General features: G+C 72.0%; 16 protein-coding genes and 1 pseudogene. 8 read left to right on the top strand and 9 right to left on the bottom strand.

What is annotated here, in order from left to right:
• Positions 1-24: 24 nt before the first annotated feature.
• A complete protein-coding gene (locus tag ABZ624_RS16615) occupies positions 25-1,464 on the bottom strand; it encodes an MFS transporter (RefSeq protein WP_360088361.1) in 1,440 nt (479 codons plus the stop codon).
• Positions 1,465-1,579: 115 nt separating this feature from the next.
• On the opposite strand from ABZ624_RS16615, the gene ABZ624_RS16610 reads away from it, so the two are divergent.
• Positions 1,580-2,047 (top strand): MarR family transcriptional regulator, encoded by a 468-nt coding sequence (locus tag ABZ624_RS16610; RefSeq protein WP_360088358.1) that lies wholly within the window; start codon positions 1,580-1,582, stop codon positions 2,045-2,047.
• A 6-nt stretch (positions 2,048-2,053) separates the two neighbouring features.
• Here ABZ624_RS16610 and ABZ624_RS16605 read toward each other — a convergent pair whose 3' ends face one another.
• Together ABZ624_RS16605 and ABZ624_RS16600 are read right to left on the bottom strand one after the other, a co-directional pair.
• Positions 2,054-2,959, bottom strand: a complete 906-nt coding sequence (locus tag ABZ624_RS16605) for an SDR family oxidoreductase (protein WP_360088355.1) — start codon at positions 2,957-2,959, stop codon at positions 2,054-2,056.
• Between the two features lie 39 nt (positions 2,960-2,998).
• Complete coding sequence (locus ABZ624_RS16600) at positions 2,999-3,772, bottom strand: SDR family oxidoreductase (protein WP_360088593.1); 774 nt, start codon at positions 3,770-3,772, stop codon at positions 2,999-3,001.
• A 94-nt stretch (positions 3,773-3,866) separates the two neighbouring features.
• Here ABZ624_RS16600 and ABZ624_RS16595 point away from each other — a divergent pair, with 94 nt between their 5' ends.
• Genes ABZ624_RS16595 through ABZ624_RS16580 form a run of 4 tightly spaced genes read left to right on the top strand, consistent with a single transcriptional unit; the run spans position 3,867 to position 7,293 of the window.
• Positions 3,867-4,610, top strand: a complete 744-nt coding sequence (locus ABZ624_RS16595) for an enoyl-CoA hydratase family protein (protein WP_360088352.1) — start codon at positions 3,867-3,869, stop codon at positions 4,608-4,610.
• Positions 4,611-5,447: a CoA-transferase gene (locus ABZ624_RS16590; RefSeq protein ID WP_360088349.1), complete on the top strand. Its 837-nt coding sequence runs from the start codon at positions 4,611-4,613 to the stop codon at positions 5,445-5,447.
• Entirely contained in the window at positions 5,444-6,199 is a 756-nt protein-coding gene (locus ABZ624_RS16585; protein WP_360088346.1) for a CoA-transferase, read from the top strand. Before ABZ624_RS16590 ends, ABZ624_RS16585 begins: the two co-directional genes overlap by 4 nt.
• Positions 6,199-7,293: a nitronate monooxygenase gene (locus tag ABZ624_RS16580; RefSeq protein WP_360088343.1), complete on the top strand. Its 1,095-nt coding sequence runs from the start codon at positions 6,199-6,201 to the stop codon at positions 7,291-7,293. The genes ABZ624_RS16585 and ABZ624_RS16580 overlap by 1 nt, the downstream gene beginning before the upstream one ends.
• On the opposite strand, the gene ABZ624_RS16575 is transcribed toward ABZ624_RS16580, so the two are convergent.
• From ABZ624_RS16575 to ABZ624_RS16565, 3 genes are read right to left on the bottom strand one after another with little or no spacing between them, the layout of a single operon-like run.
• Positions 7,277-8,434, bottom strand: a complete 1,158-nt coding sequence (locus tag ABZ624_RS16575) for an acetyl-CoA C-acetyltransferase (RefSeq protein WP_360088339.1) — start codon at positions 8,432-8,434, stop codon at positions 7,277-7,279. The two genes, ABZ624_RS16580 and ABZ624_RS16575, sit on opposite strands and share 17 nt — an antisense overlap.
• Before the next feature lie 40 nt (positions 8,435-8,474).
• Positions 8,475-9,086 (bottom strand): TetR/AcrR family transcriptional regulator, encoded by a 612-nt coding sequence (locus tag ABZ624_RS16570; protein ID WP_360088336.1) that lies wholly within the window; start codon positions 9,084-9,086, stop codon positions 8,475-8,477.
• 26 nt (positions 9,087-9,112) lie between these two features.
• Complete coding sequence (locus ABZ624_RS16565; RefSeq protein ID WP_360088333.1) at positions 9,113-9,898, bottom strand: SDR family oxidoreductase; 786 nt, start codon at positions 9,896-9,898, stop codon at positions 9,113-9,115.
• A 60-nt stretch (positions 9,899-9,958) separates the two neighbouring features.
• Here ABZ624_RS16565 and ABZ624_RS16560 point away from each other — a divergent pair, with 60 nt between their 5' ends.
• Positions 9,959-11,098 carry an acyl-CoA dehydrogenase family protein gene (locus ABZ624_RS16560; protein ID WP_360088330.1) on the top strand — a complete coding sequence of 380 codons (1,140 nt, stop codon included), beginning with the start codon at positions 9,959-9,961 and terminating at the stop codon, positions 11,096-11,098.
• Positions 11,098-12,165, top strand: coding sequence for an acyl-CoA dehydrogenase family protein (locus ABZ624_RS16555; RefSeq protein ID WP_360088327.1), 1,068 nt, complete (start codon positions 11,098-11,100; stop codon positions 12,163-12,165). Before ABZ624_RS16560 ends, ABZ624_RS16555 begins: the two co-directional genes overlap by 1 nt.
• A 167-nt stretch (positions 12,166-12,332) precedes the next feature.
• Here the strand turns inward: ABZ624_RS16555 and ABZ624_RS16550 are convergent, their stop codons facing one another.
• From ABZ624_RS16550 to ABZ624_RS16540, 3 genes are all read right to left on the bottom strand, one after another.
• Positions 12,333-13,796 (bottom strand): glutamate synthase subunit beta, encoded by a 1,464-nt coding sequence (locus ABZ624_RS16550; protein ID WP_360088324.1) that lies wholly within the window; start codon positions 13,794-13,796, stop codon positions 12,333-12,335.
• The gene (gltB, locus tag ABZ624_RS16545) at positions 13,789-18,387 is read right to left on the bottom strand and encodes a glutamate synthase large subunit (RefSeq protein WP_360088590.1); all 4,599 of its coding nucleotides are present in this window, start codon (positions 18,385-18,387) and stop codon (positions 13,789-13,791) included. Before gltB ends, ABZ624_RS16550 begins: the two co-directional genes overlap by 8 nt.
• Positions 18,388-18,790: 403 nt before the next feature.
• Positions 18,791-19,522, bottom strand: coding sequence for a VIT1/CCC1 transporter family protein (locus ABZ624_RS16540; protein WP_360088321.1), 732 nt, complete (start codon positions 19,520-19,522; stop codon positions 18,791-18,793).
• Positions 19,523-19,791: 269 nt separating this feature from the next.
• Between ABZ624_RS16540 and ABZ624_RS16535 the strand changes: the two are divergent.
• A pseudogene (locus ABZ624_RS16535) lies at positions 19,792-20,799 on the top strand (ADP-ribosylglycohydrolase family protein); the annotation flags it as partial.
• Between the last annotated feature and the right edge of the window lie 432 nt (positions 20,800-21,231).

Raw genomic sequence — 21,231 nt, 5'->3', positions numbered from 1 at the left:
TCCGCCCCCAGGCGGGCCGGCGTGTCAGCCGTGGTACTCGGCCGACCCCCGCCGGGGGAGCGCCGCGCACAACACCCCGCAGACCACGAACGCCCCGATCACCCACGGCAGCGCATCGCCCAACGCCCCGGACATCCCTGTGGACACCCGCCCGAAGAACACCGTGCCGATCGCGGCGGCGCCCACCGCTCCCCCGAACTGCTGAGCCGTGGAGAAGATCCCGGACGCCCCACCGGCCAACTCCCCCGGCACCGCCGACAGCACCACGTTCACCAGCGGCACCACGAGGAACCCCAGCCCCGCCCCGGCGACGAGCAGTCCCGGCACCAGCGGCCACGCCCCGGTGTGCACGGGCCGCGCCCCGTCGGCCACGGCCCCGACCCAGCCGAGGCCGCCGGCCATCATCAGCGCCCCGGCACCGAGCACCAACCGCCCGTACCGTACGGCGAGCCCGTCCGCGGCCGGAGCGGTGAGGAAACCGCCCGCCGAGAAGGCGACCGTCACCAGCCCGGCCTGCATCGGTGTGTACTCCTCGCCGGCCTGCAGCCAGACCGCGAAGACCAGGAAGAAGCCCTGCATGCCGAAGGAGAACAGCAACTGGACGAGCACGCCCACCGAGAACACCGGGAGCCGGAAGGCGCGGGCCGGCAGCAGCGGCACCGTCCCGGGCCGGTGCCGTCGGGCCTCGTACATCCCGAGCCCCACCACGGCCACGGCACCCGCCCCGAGGCAGACCCAGCCCCACAGCGGCCAGCCGTTCTCCCGGCCCTGCACCAGCGGCAGCACGATCGCGACCAGACCCCCGGCCAGCAGCAGACTGCCCACGACGTCCGGCCGGCCCGCCGACCGCTCCCGCGTGGAGGGGACCAGCAGGAGCCCGCCGACGAAGGTCGCCACGGCCACCGGTACGTTCACCAGGAACACCGAGCGCCAGCCCCAGCCGAACAGGTCGGCGTCCGTGAGCACCCCGCCGAGCAGCAGCCCGACGGCGGAGGCGAACCCGGCGACGGCGCCGTACATCCCGAAGGCGGCCCCGCGTTCCTTGCCCTGGAAGAGGGTGCGGAACGAGCCGATCACCTGCGGCACCAGCACGGCCGCCAGGACGCCCTGGACGGCGCGGGCGGCGATCAGCTGACCTGGTGACTGGGCGATCCCGCAGGCCAGACTCGCCAGTCCGAAACCGGCCGTGCCGGCGAGGAAGAGCGGGCGGCGGCCTATGCGGTCGCCGAGGTGGCCGGAGACGATCAGGGCGGCGGCGAAGCCCAGCAGGTAGGCGGAGACGACCCATTGCAGGTCGCTCGCCGAGGCGTGCAGATCACGGCTGATGGACGGCACGGCCACGTTGACGATCGTGGTGTCCAGCAGGTCCATGAGCGCCGCGATCATCATCACGACGGCTGCGGCCCAGCGGCGCGGGTACGGCTCCGCCGTGGTGGACGGTGGTGTGCTGAGGGTCGTGGACACGGAAGTCTCCCTGCTCCAGATTTATTTCGTTCGACCTAACGAAATACTTGCACCGGAGCGGGCTCGATGACAAGTCCTTAGTTCGGGCGAACGAAATATTTGTTAATCTGGTCCCATGACCGAGGGAGACGAGAAGCGCGCCGAGACACTGCAGCAGCTCATGGACGTGGGCCGGGTCCACAGCGGGGTCACGGTCATGTTCCACTCGGCCGTCGCCGCCAAGCAGGGGCTGAACGCCACGGAGGAGAAGACCCTCGACCTCCTCCAGAGGCACGGCCCGCTCACCGCGAAGGACCTCGCCGAGCTGACCGGACTCGCCCCCGCGTCCGTCACGGGGCTGCTCGACCGGCTGGAGGCCAAGGGCTTTGTGCGCAGGGTCAAGCACCCGACGGACAAGCGCCGGGTGCTGGTCGAACTGAACGAGGACAAGCTCGCCGAGCTGGCCGTGTTCTTCGAGGACTGGGCGCGGGACATCGTCGAGGCGTGCGAGGAGTTCAGCACGGCGGAGCTGCAGACGGTGATCCGCTTCCTGTCCGTGATGAGTGAGCGGCAGCGCGCGGCCGCCGCCCGCCTGACGTCGTAGGACGCCCTACGCCCCGTACACCGGCCCCGGCGGCTCGGCCGCGGCCAGCAGCTTGCGTGCCGTCTCGCCCGCCTCGGCCGGTGTCCGGCGTTCGCCCTGATCGGCGGTGGGGCCGGGCCGCCAGCCCTCCATGACGGTGATCCGGCCGCCCTCCGCCTCGAAGACCCGGCCGGTGACCCCCGCGCTCGCGGCCGAGCCCAGCCAGACCACCAGCGGGGAGACGTTCTCGGGGGCCATCGCGTCGAACCCGGTGGCCGGGGCCGCCATGGCCCGGGCGAAGGTGCCTTCCGTCATGCGGGTGCGGGCGGCGGGCGCGACGGCGTTGACCTGCACGCCGTAGCGGGCCAGTTCGGCCGCCGCGACCAGCGTCAGCCCGACGATCCCGGCCTTGGCGGCGCTGTAGTTGCCCTGCCCGACCGAGCCCAGCAGACCGGCCCCGCTGCTGGTGTGGACGATCCGGGCCTGAGGGGCACGCCCGGCCTTGGCCTCGCCCCGCCAGTACGCGGCGGCGTGCTTCAGCGGCAGGAAGTGCCCCTTGAGGTGAACGCGGATCACGGCGTCCCAGTCGTCCTCGTCGAGATTGACCAGCATCCGGTCGCGCAGGAAACCGGCGTTGCTGACGAGCGTGTCGAGCCGGCCGTACGTGTCCAGGGCGGTACGGACCAGGGAGGCGGCGCCCTCGGTTGTGGCGATGTCACCGCCGTGCGCGACCGCCTCACCGCCGGCGGCCCGGATCTCCGCGACGACGGCCTGGGCCGGGCTCTCCGCACCGGGCGCCCCGTCCAGTCCCACGCCCAGGTCGTTGACGACGACCCGGGCGCCCTCGGCCGCGAAGGCCAGGGCATGCGCGCGGCCGAGCCCGCGGCCGGCTCCGGTGACGGCGACCACCCGGCCGTCGCAGATTCCGCTCATCCCGCTTCACCCTCCATCTCACTTCTCCCTGCCGTCATCTCACTTCTCCCTGTCGGCGGTTGCGGCGTCCAGGAACGCGGGCCGCTCCCCGCCCCCGTGCACGTGCAGACTGGCTCCGCTGATGTAGGCGGCCGCGTCGGAGGCGAGGAAGACGGCGGCGGCCCCGATGTCGGCGGGGGCAGCCAGCCGGCCGAGCGGGACGGTGCGGGAGACGGCGGCGACACCGTCCGGTCCGCCGTAGTGCAGATGCGACAGCTCGGTGCGGACCATGCCGACCACGAGCGTGTTGACCCGGACCTCCGGCGCCCACTCCACGGCCATGGAGGCGGCCAGGTTCGCGAGACCGGCCTTGGCCGCGCCGTACGCGGCCGAACCGGGCGACGGCCGGCCGCCGCTGACGCTGCCGACCATCACGACCGAGCCCCGGCTGCGCCACAGGTGCTCATAGGCGGCGAGGGAGGCGGTGAGCGGGGCGATCAGATTCAGTTCGACCACCCGGGCGTGCCGTTCGGCGTCGGCGTCCGCGAGCCGCCGGTAGGGCGTGCCACCCGCGTTGTTGACGAGGACGTCGAGCCGGGGCAGCGCGGCGAAGAAGGCCCGGACGGCGGGCGGGTCGCGCAGATCGAGCGGGGTGAACTCGACCCCGTCCAGGGGCTGTTCGGGCGGCCGGCGGGCGCAGGCCACGACCCGGGCGCCGGTCTCGGTGAACGCCCGGGCGATCCCCGCTCCGACCCCCCGGGTGCCGCCCGTGACCACCACTGTTCTTTCGCTGGTCCTGTCACTGGTCCTGTCGCCGGTCCTGCCGCGCGGCAAGTTATCCACAGGCTCTCCCGCTTGTCTGCGCAGACTGCTAGCTTCGAAGCCTCGCACCTAACAAATGTTTGGTGGAAAGGTAGCTGATGTGCCCATGGGTGTCTCCCGTTCGTCCCCGGAAAAAGGGATTTCCGTGGTCACCGTCGACTTCCCGCCGGTGAACGCGCTGCCGGTGCGCGGCTGGTTCGACCTGGCCGACGCCGTGCGCGCCTCGGGCCGTGACGCCGATGTCCGGTGCGTGGTGCTGGCCGCCGAGGGCCGCGGGTTCAACGCGGGCGTGGACATCAAGGAGATACAGACGCAGGGGCGACAGGCGCTGATCGGCGCCAACCACGGCTGCGCCGAGGCCTTCACGGCGGTCTACGAGTGCGCGGTCCCCGTCGTCGCGGCGGTGCAGGGCTTCTGTCTGGGCGGCGGGATAGGCCTGGTGGGCAACGCGGACGCGATCGTGGCGAGCGAGGACGCCTCCTTCGGGCTGCCCGAGCTGGACAGGGGCGCACTGGGGGCCGCGACCCATCTGGCCCGGCTTCTCCCGCAGCACCTGATGCGCGCCCTGTACTACACGGGGCGCACGGCGAGCGCCGAGGAGCTGCACCTGCACGGCTCGGTGTGGCGCGTGGTGCCGCGTGCGCGGTTACGAGCGGCGGCGCTGGAGCTGGCCCGCGAGATCGCCGCCAAGGACGGGCGGCTGCTGCGCATGGCCAAGGCCGCCATCAACGGCATCGATCCGGTCGACGTCCGCCGCAGCTACCGCTTCGAACAGGGCTTCACCTTCGAGGCCAACCTCAGCGGCCTGGCCGACCGCGTCCGCGACACGTTCGGGAAGGAGGGGGCGTAGATGAGTGACAAGACGATGACCGCCGACGAGGTGGTCTCCCGGCTGGAGAGCGGCATGACCCTCGGCATCGGCGGCTGGGGCTCCCGCCGCAAGCCGATGGCGCTGGTCAGAGCCCTGCTGCGGACGGGGATCAGCGACCTCACGGTCGTGTCGTACGGCGGCCCGGACGTCGGGATGCTGGCCGCGGCCGGCCGGATCCGCAGGCTGGTCACCGCCTTCGTCACCCTCGACTCCGTCCCGCTGGAACCGCACTACCGGGCGGCGCGTGAGCGCGGCGCCTTCGAGCTGACGGAGATCGACGAGGCGATGTTCATGTGGGGACTGCGCGCCGCCGCGAACCGGCTGCCCTTCCTGCCGGTCCGGGCCGGCCTCGGCTCGGACGTCATGCGGGTCAACCCGGGTCTGCGGACGGTCACTTCGCCGTACGAGGACGGGGAGACGTTCGTCGCCATGCCCGCCCTGCGCCTGGATGCCGCCCTGGTGCACGTCAACCGCGCCGACCGGCTGGGCAACGGCCAGTATCTGGGGCCGGACCCGTACTTCGACGACCTGTTCTGCGAGGCGGCGGACGCGGCGTACGTCTCCTGCGAACGGATCGTCGGCACGGCGGAGCTGACGAAGGCGGCGGCGCCGCAGACCCTGCTGGTCAGGCGGCATGTGGTGACCGGGGTCGTGGAGGCCCCGGGCGGCGCGCACTTCACGTCCTGCGCCCCCGACTACGGCCGGGACGAGGCGTTCCAGAAGCGGTACGCGACCACGCCCTGGCCCCGGTTCGCGGCGCGCTACCTGGCCGGGGACGAACGTCACTACCGGACGGCGGTCGAGGAGGAGTCATGAGCGGAGTCGGCAGTGCGGCCACACCGGCCGGACACGGCGTCGCGTCCCGCGCCGAGTACTGCGTCATCGCCTGTGCCGAGGCCTGGCGGGACGGGGGCGAGATCCTGGCGAGCCCGATGGGCCTGGTCCCGTCCGTCGGCGCCCGCCTCGCCAAGCGGACCTTCGCACCCGACCTGCTGCTGACCGACGGCGAGGCGATGATCGTGGGCCCGGACGGCACGGTCGAGGGCTGGCTGCCGTACCGCAAGCATCTGGAACTGGTCACCGGGGGCCGCCGGCACGTGATGATGGGCGCGAGCCAGATCGACCGGTACGGCAACCAGAACATCTCCTGCATCGGCGACTGGGCGAAGCCGGCGCGACAGCTGCTCGGGGTGCGCGGCGCACCGGTCAACACGCTGAACCACCCGACGAGTTACTGGATACCGAAGCATTCCCGGCGGGTGTTCGTCGAGAAGGTCGACATGGTGTGCGGGGTCGGGTACGACCACGCGGCCGGTGCGCCGTACCACCGCATCCCGCGGGTCGTCTCCGACCTCGGCGTCCTCGACTTCGCCACGCCGGGCCGCACGATGCGGCTGGTCTCGGTGCATCCGGGGGTGACGGTGGACCAGGTGCAGGAGGCGACCGGGTTCGACCTCGTGATCCCGGACGAGGTGCCGTACACCCGTGAACCGACCACCGCCGAACTGCGCCTGATCCGCGAGGTGATCGATCCGGGGAACACCCGGGCGGGGGAGGTTCCGGCCTGATGGACACCCCACTGACCCGCCTGGTCGGGGTCCGCCATCCGATCGTGCAGACCGGAATGGGCTGGGTGGCCGGCCCACGGCTGGTCTCGGCCGCGGCGAACGCGGGCGCGCTCGGCATCCTGGCGTCCGCGACGATGACACCGGACCGGCTGCGGGAGGCGATACGGGAGGTGAGGTCGCGTACCGACGCGCCGTTCGGGGTGAACCTGCGCGCCGACGCGGGCGACGCGGCGGACCGCGTGGAGATCATGCTCGCGGAGGGCGTCCGGGTGGCCTCCTTCGCCCTGGCGCCCTCGCGTGAGCTGATCGCCCGGCTCAAGGAGGCGGGGGTGGTCGTCGTTCCGTCCGTCGGGGCGCGCCGGCATGCCGAGAAGGTGGCCGCCTGGGGTGCGGACGCGGTGATCGTGCAGGGCGGCGAGGGCGGCGGGCACACCGGCGAGGTGGCGACGAGCGTGCTGCTGCCGCAGGTGGTGGACGCGGTGGACATCCCGGTCGTGGCGGCGGGCGGCTTCTTCGACGGGCGGGGTCTGGTGGCGGCGCTGGCGTACGGGGCGGCCGGGGTGGCGATGGGCACGCGGTTCCTGCTCACCTCCGACTCGACGGTGCCGGACGCGGTGAAGGCCCGGTACCTGGCGGCGACGGCCCGGGACGTCACGGTCACCCGGGCGGTGGACGGCCTGCCGCACCGGATGCTGCGCACGGACCTGGTGGACACGCTGGAGCGGTCGGGCCGGATACGGGTCCTGGCCCACGCGATAGGGAAGGCGGCCGGTTTCCGCCGGCTGTCGGGGCTCACCTGGCGGCAGCTGGTCCGGGACGGACTGGCGCTCAAGCACGGCAAGGAGCTGTCCTGGAGCCAGGTGCTGCTGGCCGCGAACACGCCGATGCTGCTGAAGTCCGCGATGGTGGACGGCCGTACGGACCTCGGTGTGATGGCGGCCGGGCAGGTCGCCGGGCTGATCGACGACCTGCCGTCCTGCGCGGAGCTGGTGGAGCGGATCGTGAAGGAGGCGGAAGAGGTGCTGGAAGGACTTGTGGGGCAGGCGGGGCTGAAGGGGCCGGGAGGGCGAGGAGGTCTCAGAGGCGTTCGATGATCGTCACGTTGGCCTGGCCGCCGCCCTCGCACATGGTCTGCAGGCCGTAGCGGCCGCCGGTGCGTTCCAGTTCGTGCAGCAGGGTGGTCATCAGTCGGACGCCGGTCGCGCCGAGCGGGTGACCGAGGGCGATGGCGCCGCCGTTGACATTGACCTTCTGGGGGTCGGCGCCGGTCTCCTTCAGCCAGGCCAGGACGACCGGGGCGAAGGCCTCGTTGATCTCGACGAGGTCGATGGCGTCGATGGTGAGGCCGGTCTTCTTCAGGGCGTCGGCCGTGGCCGGGATGGGGGCGGAGAGCATTCGGATGGGGTCCTCGCCGCGCACGGAGAGATGGTGGACGCGGGCCCGCGGGCGCAGCCCGTGGTCGCGTACCGCCCGCTCGGAGGCGAGCAGCAGGGCGGCGGCGCCGTCGGAGACCTGGGAGGAGCAGGCCGCGGTGACGGTGCCACCGTCGAGGACGGGTTTCAGCGCGGCCATCTTCGCCAGGGAGGTGTCCCGGCGCGGACCCTCGTCCACGGCGACCTCGCCGTAGGGGACGGTCTCGGGTGCGAAGCGGCCGGTGTCGATGGCGCGGACCGCCCGCCGGTGCGAGCCCAGGGCGAACCGCTCCTGGTCCTCGCGGCTGATGCCCCACTTGGCGGCGATCATCTCGGCGCCGGCGAACTGGTTGACGGGCCGGTCGCCGTAGCGGGCGCGCCAGCCGGTGCTGCCGAGGAAGGGTCCGTCGGTCAGGCCGAGGGGCTCGGCGGCCTGGCGGGAGGCGAAGGCGATGGGGATCTGGGACATGTTCTGCACTCCCCCGGCGACCACCAGGTCCTGGGTGCCGGACAGCACGGCCTGCGCGGCGAAGTGCACGGCCTGCTGCGAGGAGCCGCACTGCCGGTCGACGGTCACGCCCGGCACCTCCTCGGGGAGCCCGGCGGCCAGCCAGCAGGTGCGGGCGATGTCCCCGGCCTGCGGCCCCACCGCGTCCAGGCAGCCGAAGACCACGTCGTCCACGGCGGCCGGGTCGATCCCGGTCCGCTCCACCAGCGCCGTCAGCACATGTGCGCCCAGGTCGGCGGGATGGACGGCGCTGAGCCCTCCCCCGCGCCGCCCGACGGGTGTGCGGACCGCTTCGACGATAAAGGCCTCGGCCATGGCAACTCCCTCACAGGAAAGAGGTGTGATGCGAACGGTGTCACTCGCGTACGGCGATCCCGTCCAGCACCATCGACAGGTACTGGCGGGCGATCTCCTCGGGGCTGTGCTGTCCGCCGGGCCGGTACCAGGAGGCGGCGACCCACACGGTGTCGCGTACGAACCGGTAGGTGAGGCGGACGTCGAGGTCGGCGCGGAAGGCGTGCTCGGCGACCCCGCGTTCCAGCGTGCTGAGCCAGGCCTTCTCGAACCGCCGCTGGGACTCGGCGAGGAACGCGAACCGGTCCTGGGCGGCGAGTTGCCTGCTCTCCTTCTGGTAGATCGCGACGGCCGCGCGGTGCCGGTCGATCTCCCGGAAGGACTCGGTGACGAGCGCCTCCAGGGTCTCGCGAGGCCCGGACCCTGCGGCGAGGACGGCGTCGTAGCCGTCCCAGAGCTCGTCGAGGAAGGTGCGCAGGATCTCCTCGAGCATCGACTCCTTGGAGTCGAAGTGGTAGTACAGGCTGCCCGCGAGCATCCCGGCGTGGTCGGCGATCCTGCGGACGGTGGTGGCGTTGTAGCCGTGCTCGGCGAAGACCTCGGCAGCGGTGCTGAGGAGTTCGCCGCGCCGGGCCGCTGCCGCGGTCACCTGGGGCTTCTTCTTGGTCGGCACGCACCCATTGTGGTCTGTCCCGGTCGTCAGGGGTGCTGGCTGCTGACGGCGACGACCTCGCCGGTCAGATAGGAGGAGTAGCCGGAGGCCAGGAAGACGATCACGTTGGCCACCTCCCAGGGCTCGGCGTACCGCCCGAAGGCCTCCCGTTCGGTCAGCTCCCGCAGCAGTTCGGGCGAGGTGACCTTCGCCAGGTGCGGGTGCATGGCGAGGCTCGGGGCCACCGCGTTGACCCGCACGCCGTACGCGGCGGCCTCGATCGCCGCGCATCGGGTCAGGGCCATCACCCCGGCCTTGGCGGCGGCGTAGTGCGCCTGACCGGCCTGGGCGCGCCAGCCGACGACGGAGGCGTTGTTGACGATCACCCCGCCGCCGGTCTCCCGCATCGCCCGCAGGGCGGCGCGCGTGCACCGGAAGGTGCCGTTCAGCGTGACGTCCAGCACCCGGGACCACTGCTCGTCGGTCATGTCGACGAGGTCCGAAGTGCCGCCCAGGCCCGCGTTGTTGACGACGACGTCCAGCCGCCCGTGCTCGGCCACGGCTGCCTCGAACAGGGCCCGCACCTGGCCCTCGTCGGTGACATCGCACGGCACGGCGGTCACCCGGGCCGGGAACTTGCGGCTCAGTTCGGCCTCGTGCTCCTTCAGCCGGCGCGTGTGGGCATCGCTGATCAGCACATGCGCGCCCTCCTCCAGGAAGCGGCGCGCGGTCGCTCCGCCGATGCCGGTGCCGGCCGCCGCGGTGATGACGGCGGTGCGGCCCCTGAGCAGTCCGTGCCCGGGCACATAGGCCGGGCTCTCGACGCCTGTCATAGGGCCACGCTAACCTACCAAACACTTGTTAGGGAAGCTGTCGGAAGGGAGGCGACGGCGGTGGATCTGTCCCATTCCGAGGCCGACGAGAAGTTCCGCGCCGAGGCCAGGGGCTGGCTGGAGGCGCATGTGCCGCGCACCCCGCTGCCGTCACTGGAGACGGCGGAGGGCTTCGCGGCACACCGCGCGTGGGAAGCCGAACTGGCCGCGGACCGCTGGTCGGTGGTGTCCTGGCCAAAGGGGTACGGCGGCCGGGACGCGGGGCTGCTGCGGTGGCTGGTGTTCGAGGAGGAGTACTGGGCGGCGGGCGCGCCGGGCCGGGTCGGCCAGAACGGCGTCAGCCTGCTCGCCCCGACGCTCTTCGACCACGGCACGGAGGTACAACGCGCGCGCGTGCTGCCGTCGATGGCCACCGGCGAGGTGGTCTGGGCGCAGGCCTGGTCCGAGCCGGAGGCGGGTTCCGACCTGGCCTCGCTGACCTCCAGGGCGCTGCGGACGGACGGCGGCTGGCTGCTCAGCGGGCAGAAGACCTGGTCCTCGCGGGCGGCCTTCGCCGACCGGGCCTTCGGCCTGTTCCGCAGCGACCCGGACACCCCGAAACCCCATCAGGGGCTCACGTACCTGATGTTCGACCTGCGGGCACCGGGTGTCACGGTCCGTCCGATCGGCCGCCTGGACGGCAAGCCGGCCTTCGCCGAACTCTTCCTGGACGACGTGTTCGTGCCGGACGAGGACGTCATCGGCGAGCCCGGCCAGGGTTGGCGGATCGCGATGTCCACGACCGGCAACGAACGGGGGCTGACGCTGCGCTCACCGGGCCGTTTCCTCGCCTCGGCGCACCGGCTGGTCGAGCTGTGGCGGGCGCGCGGCTGCCCGGAACACGCCCGCGCCCGGGTGGCCGACGCCCTGATCGGCGCCCGCGCCTACCAGCTGTTCACCTACGCCGCCGCCTCCCGCTTCCTGGAGGGCTCGGAACTCGGCCCCGAGGCCAGCATGAACAAGGTCTTCTGGTCCGAGCTGGACCTCGCGCTGCACGAGACGGCCCTCGATCTGCTGGGCCCGGAAGGCGAGTCGGCGGACACGGACTGGTCCGAGGGGTACGTCTTCTCGCTCGCCGGTCCCCTCTACGCGGGCACCAACGAGATCCAGCGCGACATCATCGCCGAGCGGCTGCTCGGCCTGCCGAAGGGACGCCGCTGATGCGCTTCCTCCTCGACGCCGAACAGCGTGCCTTCACCGACTCCCTGCACGCGATGCTGTCCGCCGCGGACACCCCGGCGGTGATCCGGGACTGGAGCCGCGGCGACCATGCGAGCGGGCGCGCGCTGTGGTCGCGGATCGCCGAGGCCGGGGTGTTCGGCCTCGCGGTGCCGGAGGAGTACGGCGGGCTGGGCCCGCGTCCCGTCGAACTGGCACTGGCCTTCGTGGAGTTGGGGCGGCATGCGGTACCGGGGCCACTGGTGGAGACGGTCGTCGCGGCGGCACTCGTCCAGGACCTTCCCTCGGCCAGGCGCTTCCTGCCGGGGCTCGCGGCCGGGACGGATCTGGCGACGGTGGCGGCGCCCACCGGACAGCACCCCCCCGGCACCGGAGCAACCGTGCGAACACCCACGGGACACGCCCTCGACGCCGACGCGGCCACCCTCCGCCTCGCGCTCACCGCCGACGGTCTCCACCTGTCCACCACGGCCGCCGGCCCCCCGCGCCGCTCCCTCGACCCCGCCCGCCGCCTCACCCCGCTCGCCCCGGACGGCGAACTCCTCACGCCCGATCCGCCGCGCGACCGCGCCCTCACCCGGGCCCGTCTGGCCACCGCCGCGCAGGCCCTCGGCGTCGGACTCGCCCTGCTCGACCGCACGGTCGGGTACGTCCGCCAGCGCACCCAGTTCGGCGTCCCCGTCGGCTCCTTCCAGGCGGTCAAGCACCGCCTCGCGGATGCCAGGACCGCCCTGGAGTTCGCCCGCCCCCTGGTCCTCGGCGCGGCGCTCTCCCTGCGCCCCGCGGACGTGGCCGCGGCCAAGCTCACGGCGTGCGAGGCGGCGTACGGCACGGCCCGTACGGCACTGCAGCTGCACGGCGCGATCGGCTACACCGCGGAGTACGACCTGTCCCTGTGGCTGACCAAGGCCCGCGCGTTGCGTACGGCGTGGGGCACACCGGAGGAGTGCCGGCAGGCGGTGCTCGACGACGCGCTCAAGGGAGACGAGGCAGATTCCCGCTCGCCGAGGTCGCGACCGAACGGGGGGCGGACCGACTCAGGGGCGTGACTCAGGCCGGCGGGACGGCGAGCGGCGCGCGGCCCAGGGGGTCCCCGACGGTGTGAGCCGGTGGGCGGGCATGCGGCGGCGCCTGCCCGGGCGTCCGGTCGGGGACAGTAGGGCAGGCGCCGTCAGTGTTCCGTACGCCGTTGTACGGGACGTTCTTCGGGGTGCCGTCAGACCGCCAGGGCGCGGTCCGTCGGGCGGATCGGGGCCGGCAGGTCGCTGGCACCGGTCAGGAACCGGTCGACACCGCGGGCGGCCGAGCGGCCCTCCGCGATCGCCCACACGATGAGGGACTGTCCGCGGCCGGCGTCACCGGCGACGAACACACCCGGCACGTTGGTCTGGAAGTCGGCGTCGCGGGCGATGTTACCGCGTTCGTCGAGGTCCAGGCCGAACTGGTCGACCAGGCCGTTCTCCCGGTCCGTGCCCGTGAAGCCCATCGCCAGCGTCACCAGCTGGGCGGGGATCTTGCGCTCGGTGCCCGGCTTGGAGGTCAGCTTGCCGTCGACGAACTCCACTTCGGCCAGGTGCAGCCACTGCACGTTGCCGTCCTCGTCGCCCTCGAAGTGGGTGGTGGAGGCGGAGTAGATCCGCTCGCCGCCCTCCTCGTGGGCCGAGGTGACCTTGTAGAGGATCGGGAAGGTCGGCCAGGGCTGGTTCGTCGGGTGCCGCTCGTCGTTCGGGCGGGGCATGATCTCCAGCTGGGTGACGGAGGCCGCGCCCTGGCGGTGGGCGGTGCCCACGCAGTCCGCGCCGGTGTCACCGCCGCCGATGACGACGACGTGCTTGCCCTCGGCCGAGATCGGGGCGGTGACGTAGTCGCCCTCCTGGACCTTGTTGGCCAGGGGCAGGTACTCCATCGCCTGGTAGATGCCCTTGAGCTCACGGCCGGGGACGGGGAGGTCGCGGGCCATGGTCGCGCCGGCGGCGATCACGATCGCGTCGTAGCGCTTCTTCAGGTCGCGGGCGTTGAGGTCACGGCCGATCTCGACGCCGGTGCGGAAGCGGGTGCCCTCCGCGCGCATCTGCTCGATACGGCGGTTGATGTGCCGCTTCTCCATCTTGAACTCGGGGATGCCGTACCGGAGGAGGCCTCCGACGCGGTCCGCGCGCTCGTAGACGGCGACCGTGTGGCCGGCCCGGGTCAGCTGCTGGGCGGCGGCGAGACCCGCCGGGCCCGAGCCGATGACCGCGACCGTCTTGCCGGACAGGCGCTCCGGGATCTGCGGGGCGACGTCCCCGGTCTCCCACGCCTTGTCGATGATCGAGACCTCGACGTTCTTGATGGTGACCGGCGGCTGGTTGATGCCGAGCACACACGCCGACTCGCAGGGGGCCGGGCAGAGGCGACCGGTGAACTCCGGGAAGTTGTTGGTCGCGTGCAGGCGCTCCTGGGCGGCCGCCCAGTCCTCGCGGTAGGCGTAGTCGTTCCACTCGGGGATCAGGTTCCCCAGCGGACAGCCGTTGTGGCAGAACGGGATGCCGCAGTCCATGCAGCGGCTTGCCTGCTTGCTGATGATCGGCAGCAGGGAGCCGGGGACGTAGACCTCGTTCCAGTCCTTGACGCGCTCACCGACGGGACGGGTCTTGGCGACCTCACGGCCGTGGTTCAGGAAGCCCTTCGGGTCAGCCATTGATCGCCGCCTCCATCATCTTCTCGGTGATCTCGGTCTCGGAGAGACCGGCTCGCTCGGCGGCGTCCTTGGCGGCGAGCACTGCCTTGTACGTGCTGGGGATGATCTTGCTGAATCGCTCCACGGCCACGTCCCAGTCGGCGACCAGCTTCTCGGCGACCGTCGAGCCGGTCTCCTCGGCGTGGCGGCGCACCACGTCGTGCAGCCACTGCTTGTCCGTCTCGTCCAGCGCCTCGACCGAGTCGGCGTTGCCGACGTTGACGTTGTCGCGGTCGAGGTCGATGACGTAGGCGACACCGCCGGACATGCCCGCCGCGAAGTTGCGGCCGGTCGGACCGAGGACGACCGCGTGACCGCCGGTCATGTACTCGCAGCCGTGGTCGCCCACGCCCTCGGAGACGACCAGCGCGCCGGAGTTGCGGACGCAGAACCGCTCACCGGTACGGCCGCGCAGGAACAGCTCGCCGCCGGTGGCGCCGTAGCCGATGGTGTTGCCCGCGATGGTCGAGTACTCGGCGAGGTGGTCGGCGGCCCGGTCCGGGCGGACGATGACACGGCCGCCGGAGAGGCCCTTGCCGACGTAGTCGTTGGCGTCGCCCTCCAGGCGCAGCGTGACACCGCGCGGCAGGAAGGCGCCGAAGGACTGGCCGGCGGAGCCGGTGAAGGTGATGTCGATGGTGTCGTCGGGCAGGCCCGCGCCGCCGAACTTCTTCGTCACCTCGTGGCCGAGCATGGTGCCGACCGTGCGGTTGATGTTGCGGATGGCGACCTGGGCGCGCACCGGCTGGGCCTCGGTGACGTCCGAGGCGGCCAGGGCGTCGGCGGCCAGCTTGATCAGCTCGTTGTCCAGGGCCTTCTCCAGGCCGTGGTCCTGGGCGATCAGCTGGTGGCGGACAGCGCCCTCGGGCAGGTCCGGCACGTGGAACAGCGGCTCCAGGTCCAGGCCCTGCGCCTTCCAGTGGTCCACCGCGCGCTCGACGTCCAGCACCTCGGCGTGGCCGACGGCCTCCTCGATGGAGCGGAAGCCCAGCTCGGCCAGCAGCTCGCGGACCTCCTCGGCGATGAACCGGAAGAAGTTCACCACGTACTCGGCCTTGCCGGCGAAGCGGTCGCGCAGGACCGGGTTCTGGGTGGCGATGCCGACCGGGCAGGTGTCCAGGTGGCAGACACGCATCATCACGCAGCCGGAGACGACGAGCGGAGCGGTCGCGAAACCGAACTCCTCGGCGCCGAGCAGCGCGGCGATGATCACGTCCCGGCCGGTCTTCAGCTGACCGTCCGTCTGGACCACGATCCGGTCGCGCAGGCCGTTGAGCAGCAGCGTCTGCTGGGTCTCGGCGAGGCCGAGCTCCCAGGGACCACCGGCGTGCTTCAGCGACGTCAGCGGGGAGGCACCCGTACCGCCGTCGTGGCCGGAGATCAGGACCACGTCCGCGTGGGCCTTGGAGACACCCGCGGCGACCGTGCCGACGCCGACCTCGGAGACCAGCTTGACGTGAACCCGCGCCTGCGGGTTCGCGTTCTTCAGGTCGTGGATCAGCTGGGCCAGGTCCTCGATGGAGTAGATGTCGTGGTGCGGCGGGGGGGAGATGAGCCCCACGCCCGGCGTCGAGTGACGCGTCTTCGCGACCCACGGGTAGACCTTGTGGCCGGGCAGCTGGCCGCCCTCACCGGGCTTGGCGCCCTGGGCCATCTTGATCTGGATGTCGTCCGCGTTGACCAGGTACTCGGAGGTGACACCGAAGCGGCCGGAGGCGACCTGCTTGATGGCGGACCGGCGCGCCGGGTCGTACAGGCGCTCCGGGTCCTCGCCGCCCTCACCGGTGTTGGACTTGCCGCCCAGCTGGTTCATGGCGATGGCGAGGGTCTCGTGCGCCTCCTTGGAGATGGAGCCGTACGACATGGCGCCCGTCGAGAAGCGCTTGACGATCTCGCTGACCGGCTCGACCTCGTCGATCGAGATCGGCTGGCGGTCCGACTTGAAGCCGAACAGGCCGCGCAGCGTCATCAGGCGCTCGGACTGCTCGTTCACGCGGGACGTGTACTTCTTGAAGATGTCGTAGCGGCCCGTACGCGTGGAGTGCTGGAGGCGGAAGACCGTGTCCGGGTCGAACAGGTGCGGCTCGCCCTCGCGGCGCCACTGGTACTCGCCGCCGATCTCCAGCGCGCGGTGCGCCGGGGCGATGCCGGAGGCCGGGTAGGCCTTGGCGTGGCGGGCGGCGACCTCCTCGGCGATGACGTCGATGCCGACGCCGCCGATCTTGGTGGCGGTGCCGTTGAAGTACTTCTCGACGAAGGCCTCGTCCAGGCCGACGGCCTCGAAGACCTGGGCGCCGCGGTAGGAGGCGACGGTGGAGATGCCCATCTTCGACATGACCTTCAGGACGCCCTTGCCGAGGGCGTAGATCAGGTTCTTGATGGCCTTCTCGGGCTCCAGACCGTTGAGGAAGGTGCCCGCGCGCAGCAGGTCCTCGACGGACTCCATCGCCAGGTACGGGTTGACGGCGGCGGCGCCGTAGCCGATGAGCAGGGCGACGTGGTGGACCTCGCGGACGTCACCGGCCTCGACCAGCAGGCCCACCTGGGTGCGCTGCTTGGTGCGGATGAGGTGGTGGTGGACGGCCGAGGTGAGCAGCAGCGACGGGATCGGCGCGTGCTCGGCGTCCGAGTGGCGGTCCGAGAGGACGATCAGGCGGGCGCCGTTCTCTATGGCGGCGTCGGCCTCGGAGCAGATCTCCGCGATACGAGCCGCCAGCGTCTCACCGCCGCCGCTCACCCGGTACAGACCGGACAGGGTCGCGGCCTTGAAGCCGGGCATGTCGCCGTCGGCGTTGATGTGGATGAGCTTGGCCAGCTCGTCGTTGTCGATCACCGGGAAGGGCAGGGTGACCGAGCGGCAGGAGGCGGCCGTGGGCTCCAGCAGGTTGCCCTCCGGGCCCAGCGAGGAGCGCAGGGAGGTGACCAGCTCCTCGCGGATCGCGTCCAGCGGAGGGTTGGTGACCTGCGCGAACAGCTGGGTGAAGTAGTCGAAGAGCAGGCGCGGGCGCTCGGACAGGGCCGCGATCGGCGAGTCCGTGCCCATGGAGCCGATCGGCTCGGCGCCGGCGCGGGCCATCGGCGCGAGGATGACGCGCAGCTCCTCCTCGGTGTACCCGAAGGTCTGCTGGCGGCGGGTGACCGAGGCGTGGGTGTGGACGATGTGCTCGCGCTCGGGCAGGTCGCCCAGCTCGATCTCGCCGGCCTCCAGCCATTCGGCGTACGGCTTCTCGGTGGCGAGGGAGGCCTTGATCTCGTCGTCCTCGATGATCCGGTGCTCGGCGGTGTCGACGAGGAACATCTTGCCGGGCTGCAGGCGGCCCTTGCGGACGACCTTCGCCGGGTCGATGTCGAGGACGCCGACCTCGGAGCCGAGGACGACCAGGCCCTCGTCGGTGACCCAGTAGCGGCCGGGGCGCAGGCCGTTGCGGTCGAGCACGGCGCCGACCTGGGTGCCGTCGGTGAAGGTGACGCAGGCGGGGCCGTCCCAGGGCTCCATCATCGTGGAGTGGAACTGGTAGAAGGCGCGCCGGGCCGGGTCCATGGAGGCGTGGTTCTCCCACGCCTCCGGGATCATCATCAGCACGGAGTGCGGCAGCGAACGGCCGCCCAGGTGCAGCAGCTCCAGGACCTCGTCGAAGGAGGCGGAGTCGGAGGCGTCCGGCGTACAGACGGGGAAGACGCGGTCCAGGGTCTCCTGGGAACCGAACAGGTCGGACGCCAGCTGGGACTCGCGGGCGCGCATCCAGTTGCGGTTGCCCTTGACGGTGTTGATCTCACCGTTGTGCGCGACGAAGCGGTACGGGTGCGCGAGCGGCCACGACGGGAAGGTGTTCGTGGAGAAGCGGGAGTGCACGAGCGCGATCGCGGAGGCGAAGCGGCGGTCGGACAGGTCCGGGAAGAAGGGCTCCAGCTGGCCGGTGGTCAGCATGCCCTTGTACACGATCGTGCGCGCGGAGAGCGACGGGAAGTAGACACCGGCCTCGCGCTCGGCGCGCTTGCGCAGCACGAACGCCTTGCGGTCCAGCGCGATGCCCTCGCTGGCGCCGCGGTCGGCGACGAAGATCTGCCGGAAGACCGGCATGGTGGAGCGGGCGGTGGCGCCCAGCAGCTCCGGGGCGACCGGGACCTCACGCCAGCCGAGGACGGTGAGGCCCTCCTCGGCCGCGATCGTCTCGATGTGTGAGACGACGTCGGTCGTCCCCTCCTCCGGCAGGAAGGCGATGCCTACGGCATAGGAGCCCGCCGCGGGAAGGTCGAATCCGGCCACCTCGCGGAAGAAGGCGTCAGGCACCTGGGAGAGGATGCCCGCGCCGTCGCCCGAGTCGGGCTCGGAGCCGGTGGCACCGCGGTGCTCCAGGTTGCGCAGCACGGTGAGCGCCTGCTCGACCAGCGTGTGGGACGCCTCGCCGGTAAGGGTGGCGACGAAACCGACGCCACAGGCGTCGTGTTCGTTGCGGGGGTCGTACATACCCTGCGCAGCAGGGCGAGCATCCATGAACGACCAGTTCTGGCCATTCGCGGAATGCTGGGACGGCTGGCGCGGCGTACGCATCGGCTCTCCCGTCGTCGTCATGAGGCATGTGGCAAGTGCCGAGGGACGACGTTGGCCCTCTGCGTGGAGTGCAAAATTTCGTGCAGATTACATGATGGGGTGGTACCCGGGAAGCGGATACTCCGTTCCAACATGCGGACGCCACGGGGTCCATGGCAACGGTGCCGCACGGTCCGCGGCGGGTGCCGCAGGGCGCGGCAGACATATGGGGGGACCGTCGCAACAGGATCGATCGGATCGGCGTCCGGCGGCCCGAGAGGCGGGGGGAGCGTCTTCACTCTCCCCACAGGGGTGCGGCAGGCGTCATTGCCTGCAGCGCTTACGGCTCATGCCCGGTGGTCACGCATCTGAAACCAGTGAGTAACGGCTATTTATGCGGCCCGACGCATAAGTACCGGCGCCGCTATCCTACGGCCGTTCCGAACAGGCTGCCCAGGGCGTACGTCACACCGGCCGCGGCACCGCCCAGCGCGAGCTGCCGGAGACCGCTGTACCACCAGCTCCGCGCGGTCACCTTGGCCACCACGGCACCGCAGCCGAAGAGCCCGGCGAGGGCGAGCAGCACGGCGGGCCACAGCGCCGTCGCGCCGAGCAGGAACGGCAGCACGGGCAGTAGTGCGCCGAGGGCGAAGGAGCCGAACGAGGAGACGGCGGCGACCAGCGGCGAGGGCAGGTCGCCGGGGTCTATGCCCAGCTCTTCCCGGGCGTGGATCTCCAGGGCCTGCTCGGGGTCCTTGGACAGCTGGCGGGCGACCTCCCGGGCCAGCTCCGGCTCCACGCCGCGGGAGACGTACAGCGCCGCCAGCTCGTCCTGCTCGTCCTGCGGGTGCTTGCGCAGCTCACGGCGCTCGACGTCCAGCTCGGCCTCGACCAGCTCGCGCTGCGAGGCGACCGAGGTGTACTCACCGGCCGCCATGGAGAAGGCACCGGCGGCCAGCCCCGCCAGCCCGGTGATGACAATGGTCTGATGGCTCACGGACCCGCCGGCGACACCCGTCATCAGGGCGAGGTTGGAGACGAGGCCGTCCATCGCACCGAAGACCGCGGGGCGCAGCCAGCCGCCGTTGACGTCGCGGTGCGTGTGGTTGTCGCGGTGCGCCTCGTGCAGCGCGGCCTGCGTTTCGATGACGGCCATGGGGACCCCCGGATAGCTTAGCCAAAGCTAACTTTGGACGAGTTCTACTTTTCGACAACCCTGAACCTACGCCGAATCCTCCTCTCCCGCCAGCAAGGAAAGGCTGGGCTAACCTGCGCCTTTACCTCACCGTTTGCCATTTTGCTCATCCGCGCGTGATTGCGCTCAGATGCCGAGTGGGTGACTCCGGCGCTGCGGAGGCTGGCCCGGGCGCGCGCCGTGGGACACATCCGCAAAGGGTCTTCGTGGTCCCGTGAAGGAGGCCGCCCATGGTGTCGATCGCCTGCACTCCCCCGCTCCCGGCGCCCGACGACGCCGCCGGACTCCGCGAGCGGGCCCGCGGCGCGCTGCTCGGCCTGGCCGTCGGGGACGCGCTGGGCGCGCCCGCGGAGAACCTCAAGCCGTCCGAGATCCGCGCCCGCTGGGGCCGCATCACCGGGTATGTGGCGGAGAAGCCGTGCGGCACGGACGACACGGAGTATGCGATCTTCTCGGGCCTGCTGCTCGCCCGGCACGGCTCGGCGCTGACTCCGGCACATGTGGAGGCGGCCTGGCACGAGTGGATCGCCGACCGGGCCGAGGGCCCCTTCCGGGGCGCGGGCTTCAGTGAGCGCGGCACCCTGGAGAACCTGCGCCGCGGCCTTGCGGCCCCGATCTCGGCCCAGCACCGGCACGCCTGGAGCGACGGCCTGGCGATGCGTGCGGCCCCCTTCGGCGTCTTCGCGGCCGGCCGTCCCGCCGAAGCGGCCCGCCTGGTGGCGATCGACGGCTCGGTCAGCCACGAGGGCGAGGGCATCTACGGCGGCCAGGCGGTGGCGGCCGGGGTGGCGGCGGCGATGACCGGCGCGCCGGTTCCGGTGGTGATCGCCTCGGCCCTGGCGGTGATCCCCGAGGACTCCTGGACGGCCCGCTCCCTGCGGCGCGCGGTGGCCGTGTCGCACCGCGGCGAACGCGCGGTCCGCTGCGCGGTCGTCATCGGCGGCTATCCCTGGACCGACCTGGCCCCCGAGGCGGTCGCCCTCGCCTTCGGCGCGTACGCGGCGGCCGACGGCGACTTCGTGCAGGCCGTCCTGACCGCCGTCAACATGGGCCGCGACGCGGACACGACGGCGGCGGTGGCCGGCGCCCTGTCCGGCGCGACCCACGGCATCACGGCGATCCCGCCCCACTGGGCCACCCCCATCGGCCCGGCCCGCGGCCACTGTCTCCCCTCCATGACCGGCCATCACATCCTGGACGTTGCGGAGCTGCTGGTACCGGGGGAGGGCGGGAAGTGGGGGATGAGGGTCACGCTTCCGGTCTCGCTGCGGGAGGGAGCGGGGGACGCTCGTCCGGGCTCGCTGCGGGAGGGAGCGGGGAACGCTCGTCCGGGCTCGCTGCAGGAAGGGGCGGGGGGCGCGGTACCTGTGCTGCTTGGGGACGGAGCGGGCGGTGCGGTGTCTGGGTTGCTTGGGGAAGGGGCGGGGGCTGCTCTCTCGGGGGCGCTTCGGGAGGGGGCAGGGGCAACTCTCCCGGCGGCGCTTCGAGACGGGGCGGGGGCAGCTCTCCCGGCGGCACTCCCAGACGGGGCGGGAACGGCTCTCCCGGCGGCACTCCCAGACGGAGCGGGAGCAGCTCTCCCGGCGGCACTCCCAGACGGAGCGGGAACGGCTCTCCCGGCGGCACTCCCAGACGGAGCGGGAGCAGCTCTCCCGGCGGCACTCCCAGAC

Origin of the sequence: Streptomyces sp. NPDC007205 (genome assembly GCF_040634095.1) — a bacterium.
Taxonomy (GTDB): Bacteria; Actinomycetota; Actinomycetes; order Streptomycetales; family Streptomycetaceae; genus Streptomyces.
The sequence above is the reverse complement of the archived record's forward strand: the minus strand, read 5'-3'. Positions and strand labels throughout refer to the sequence as shown.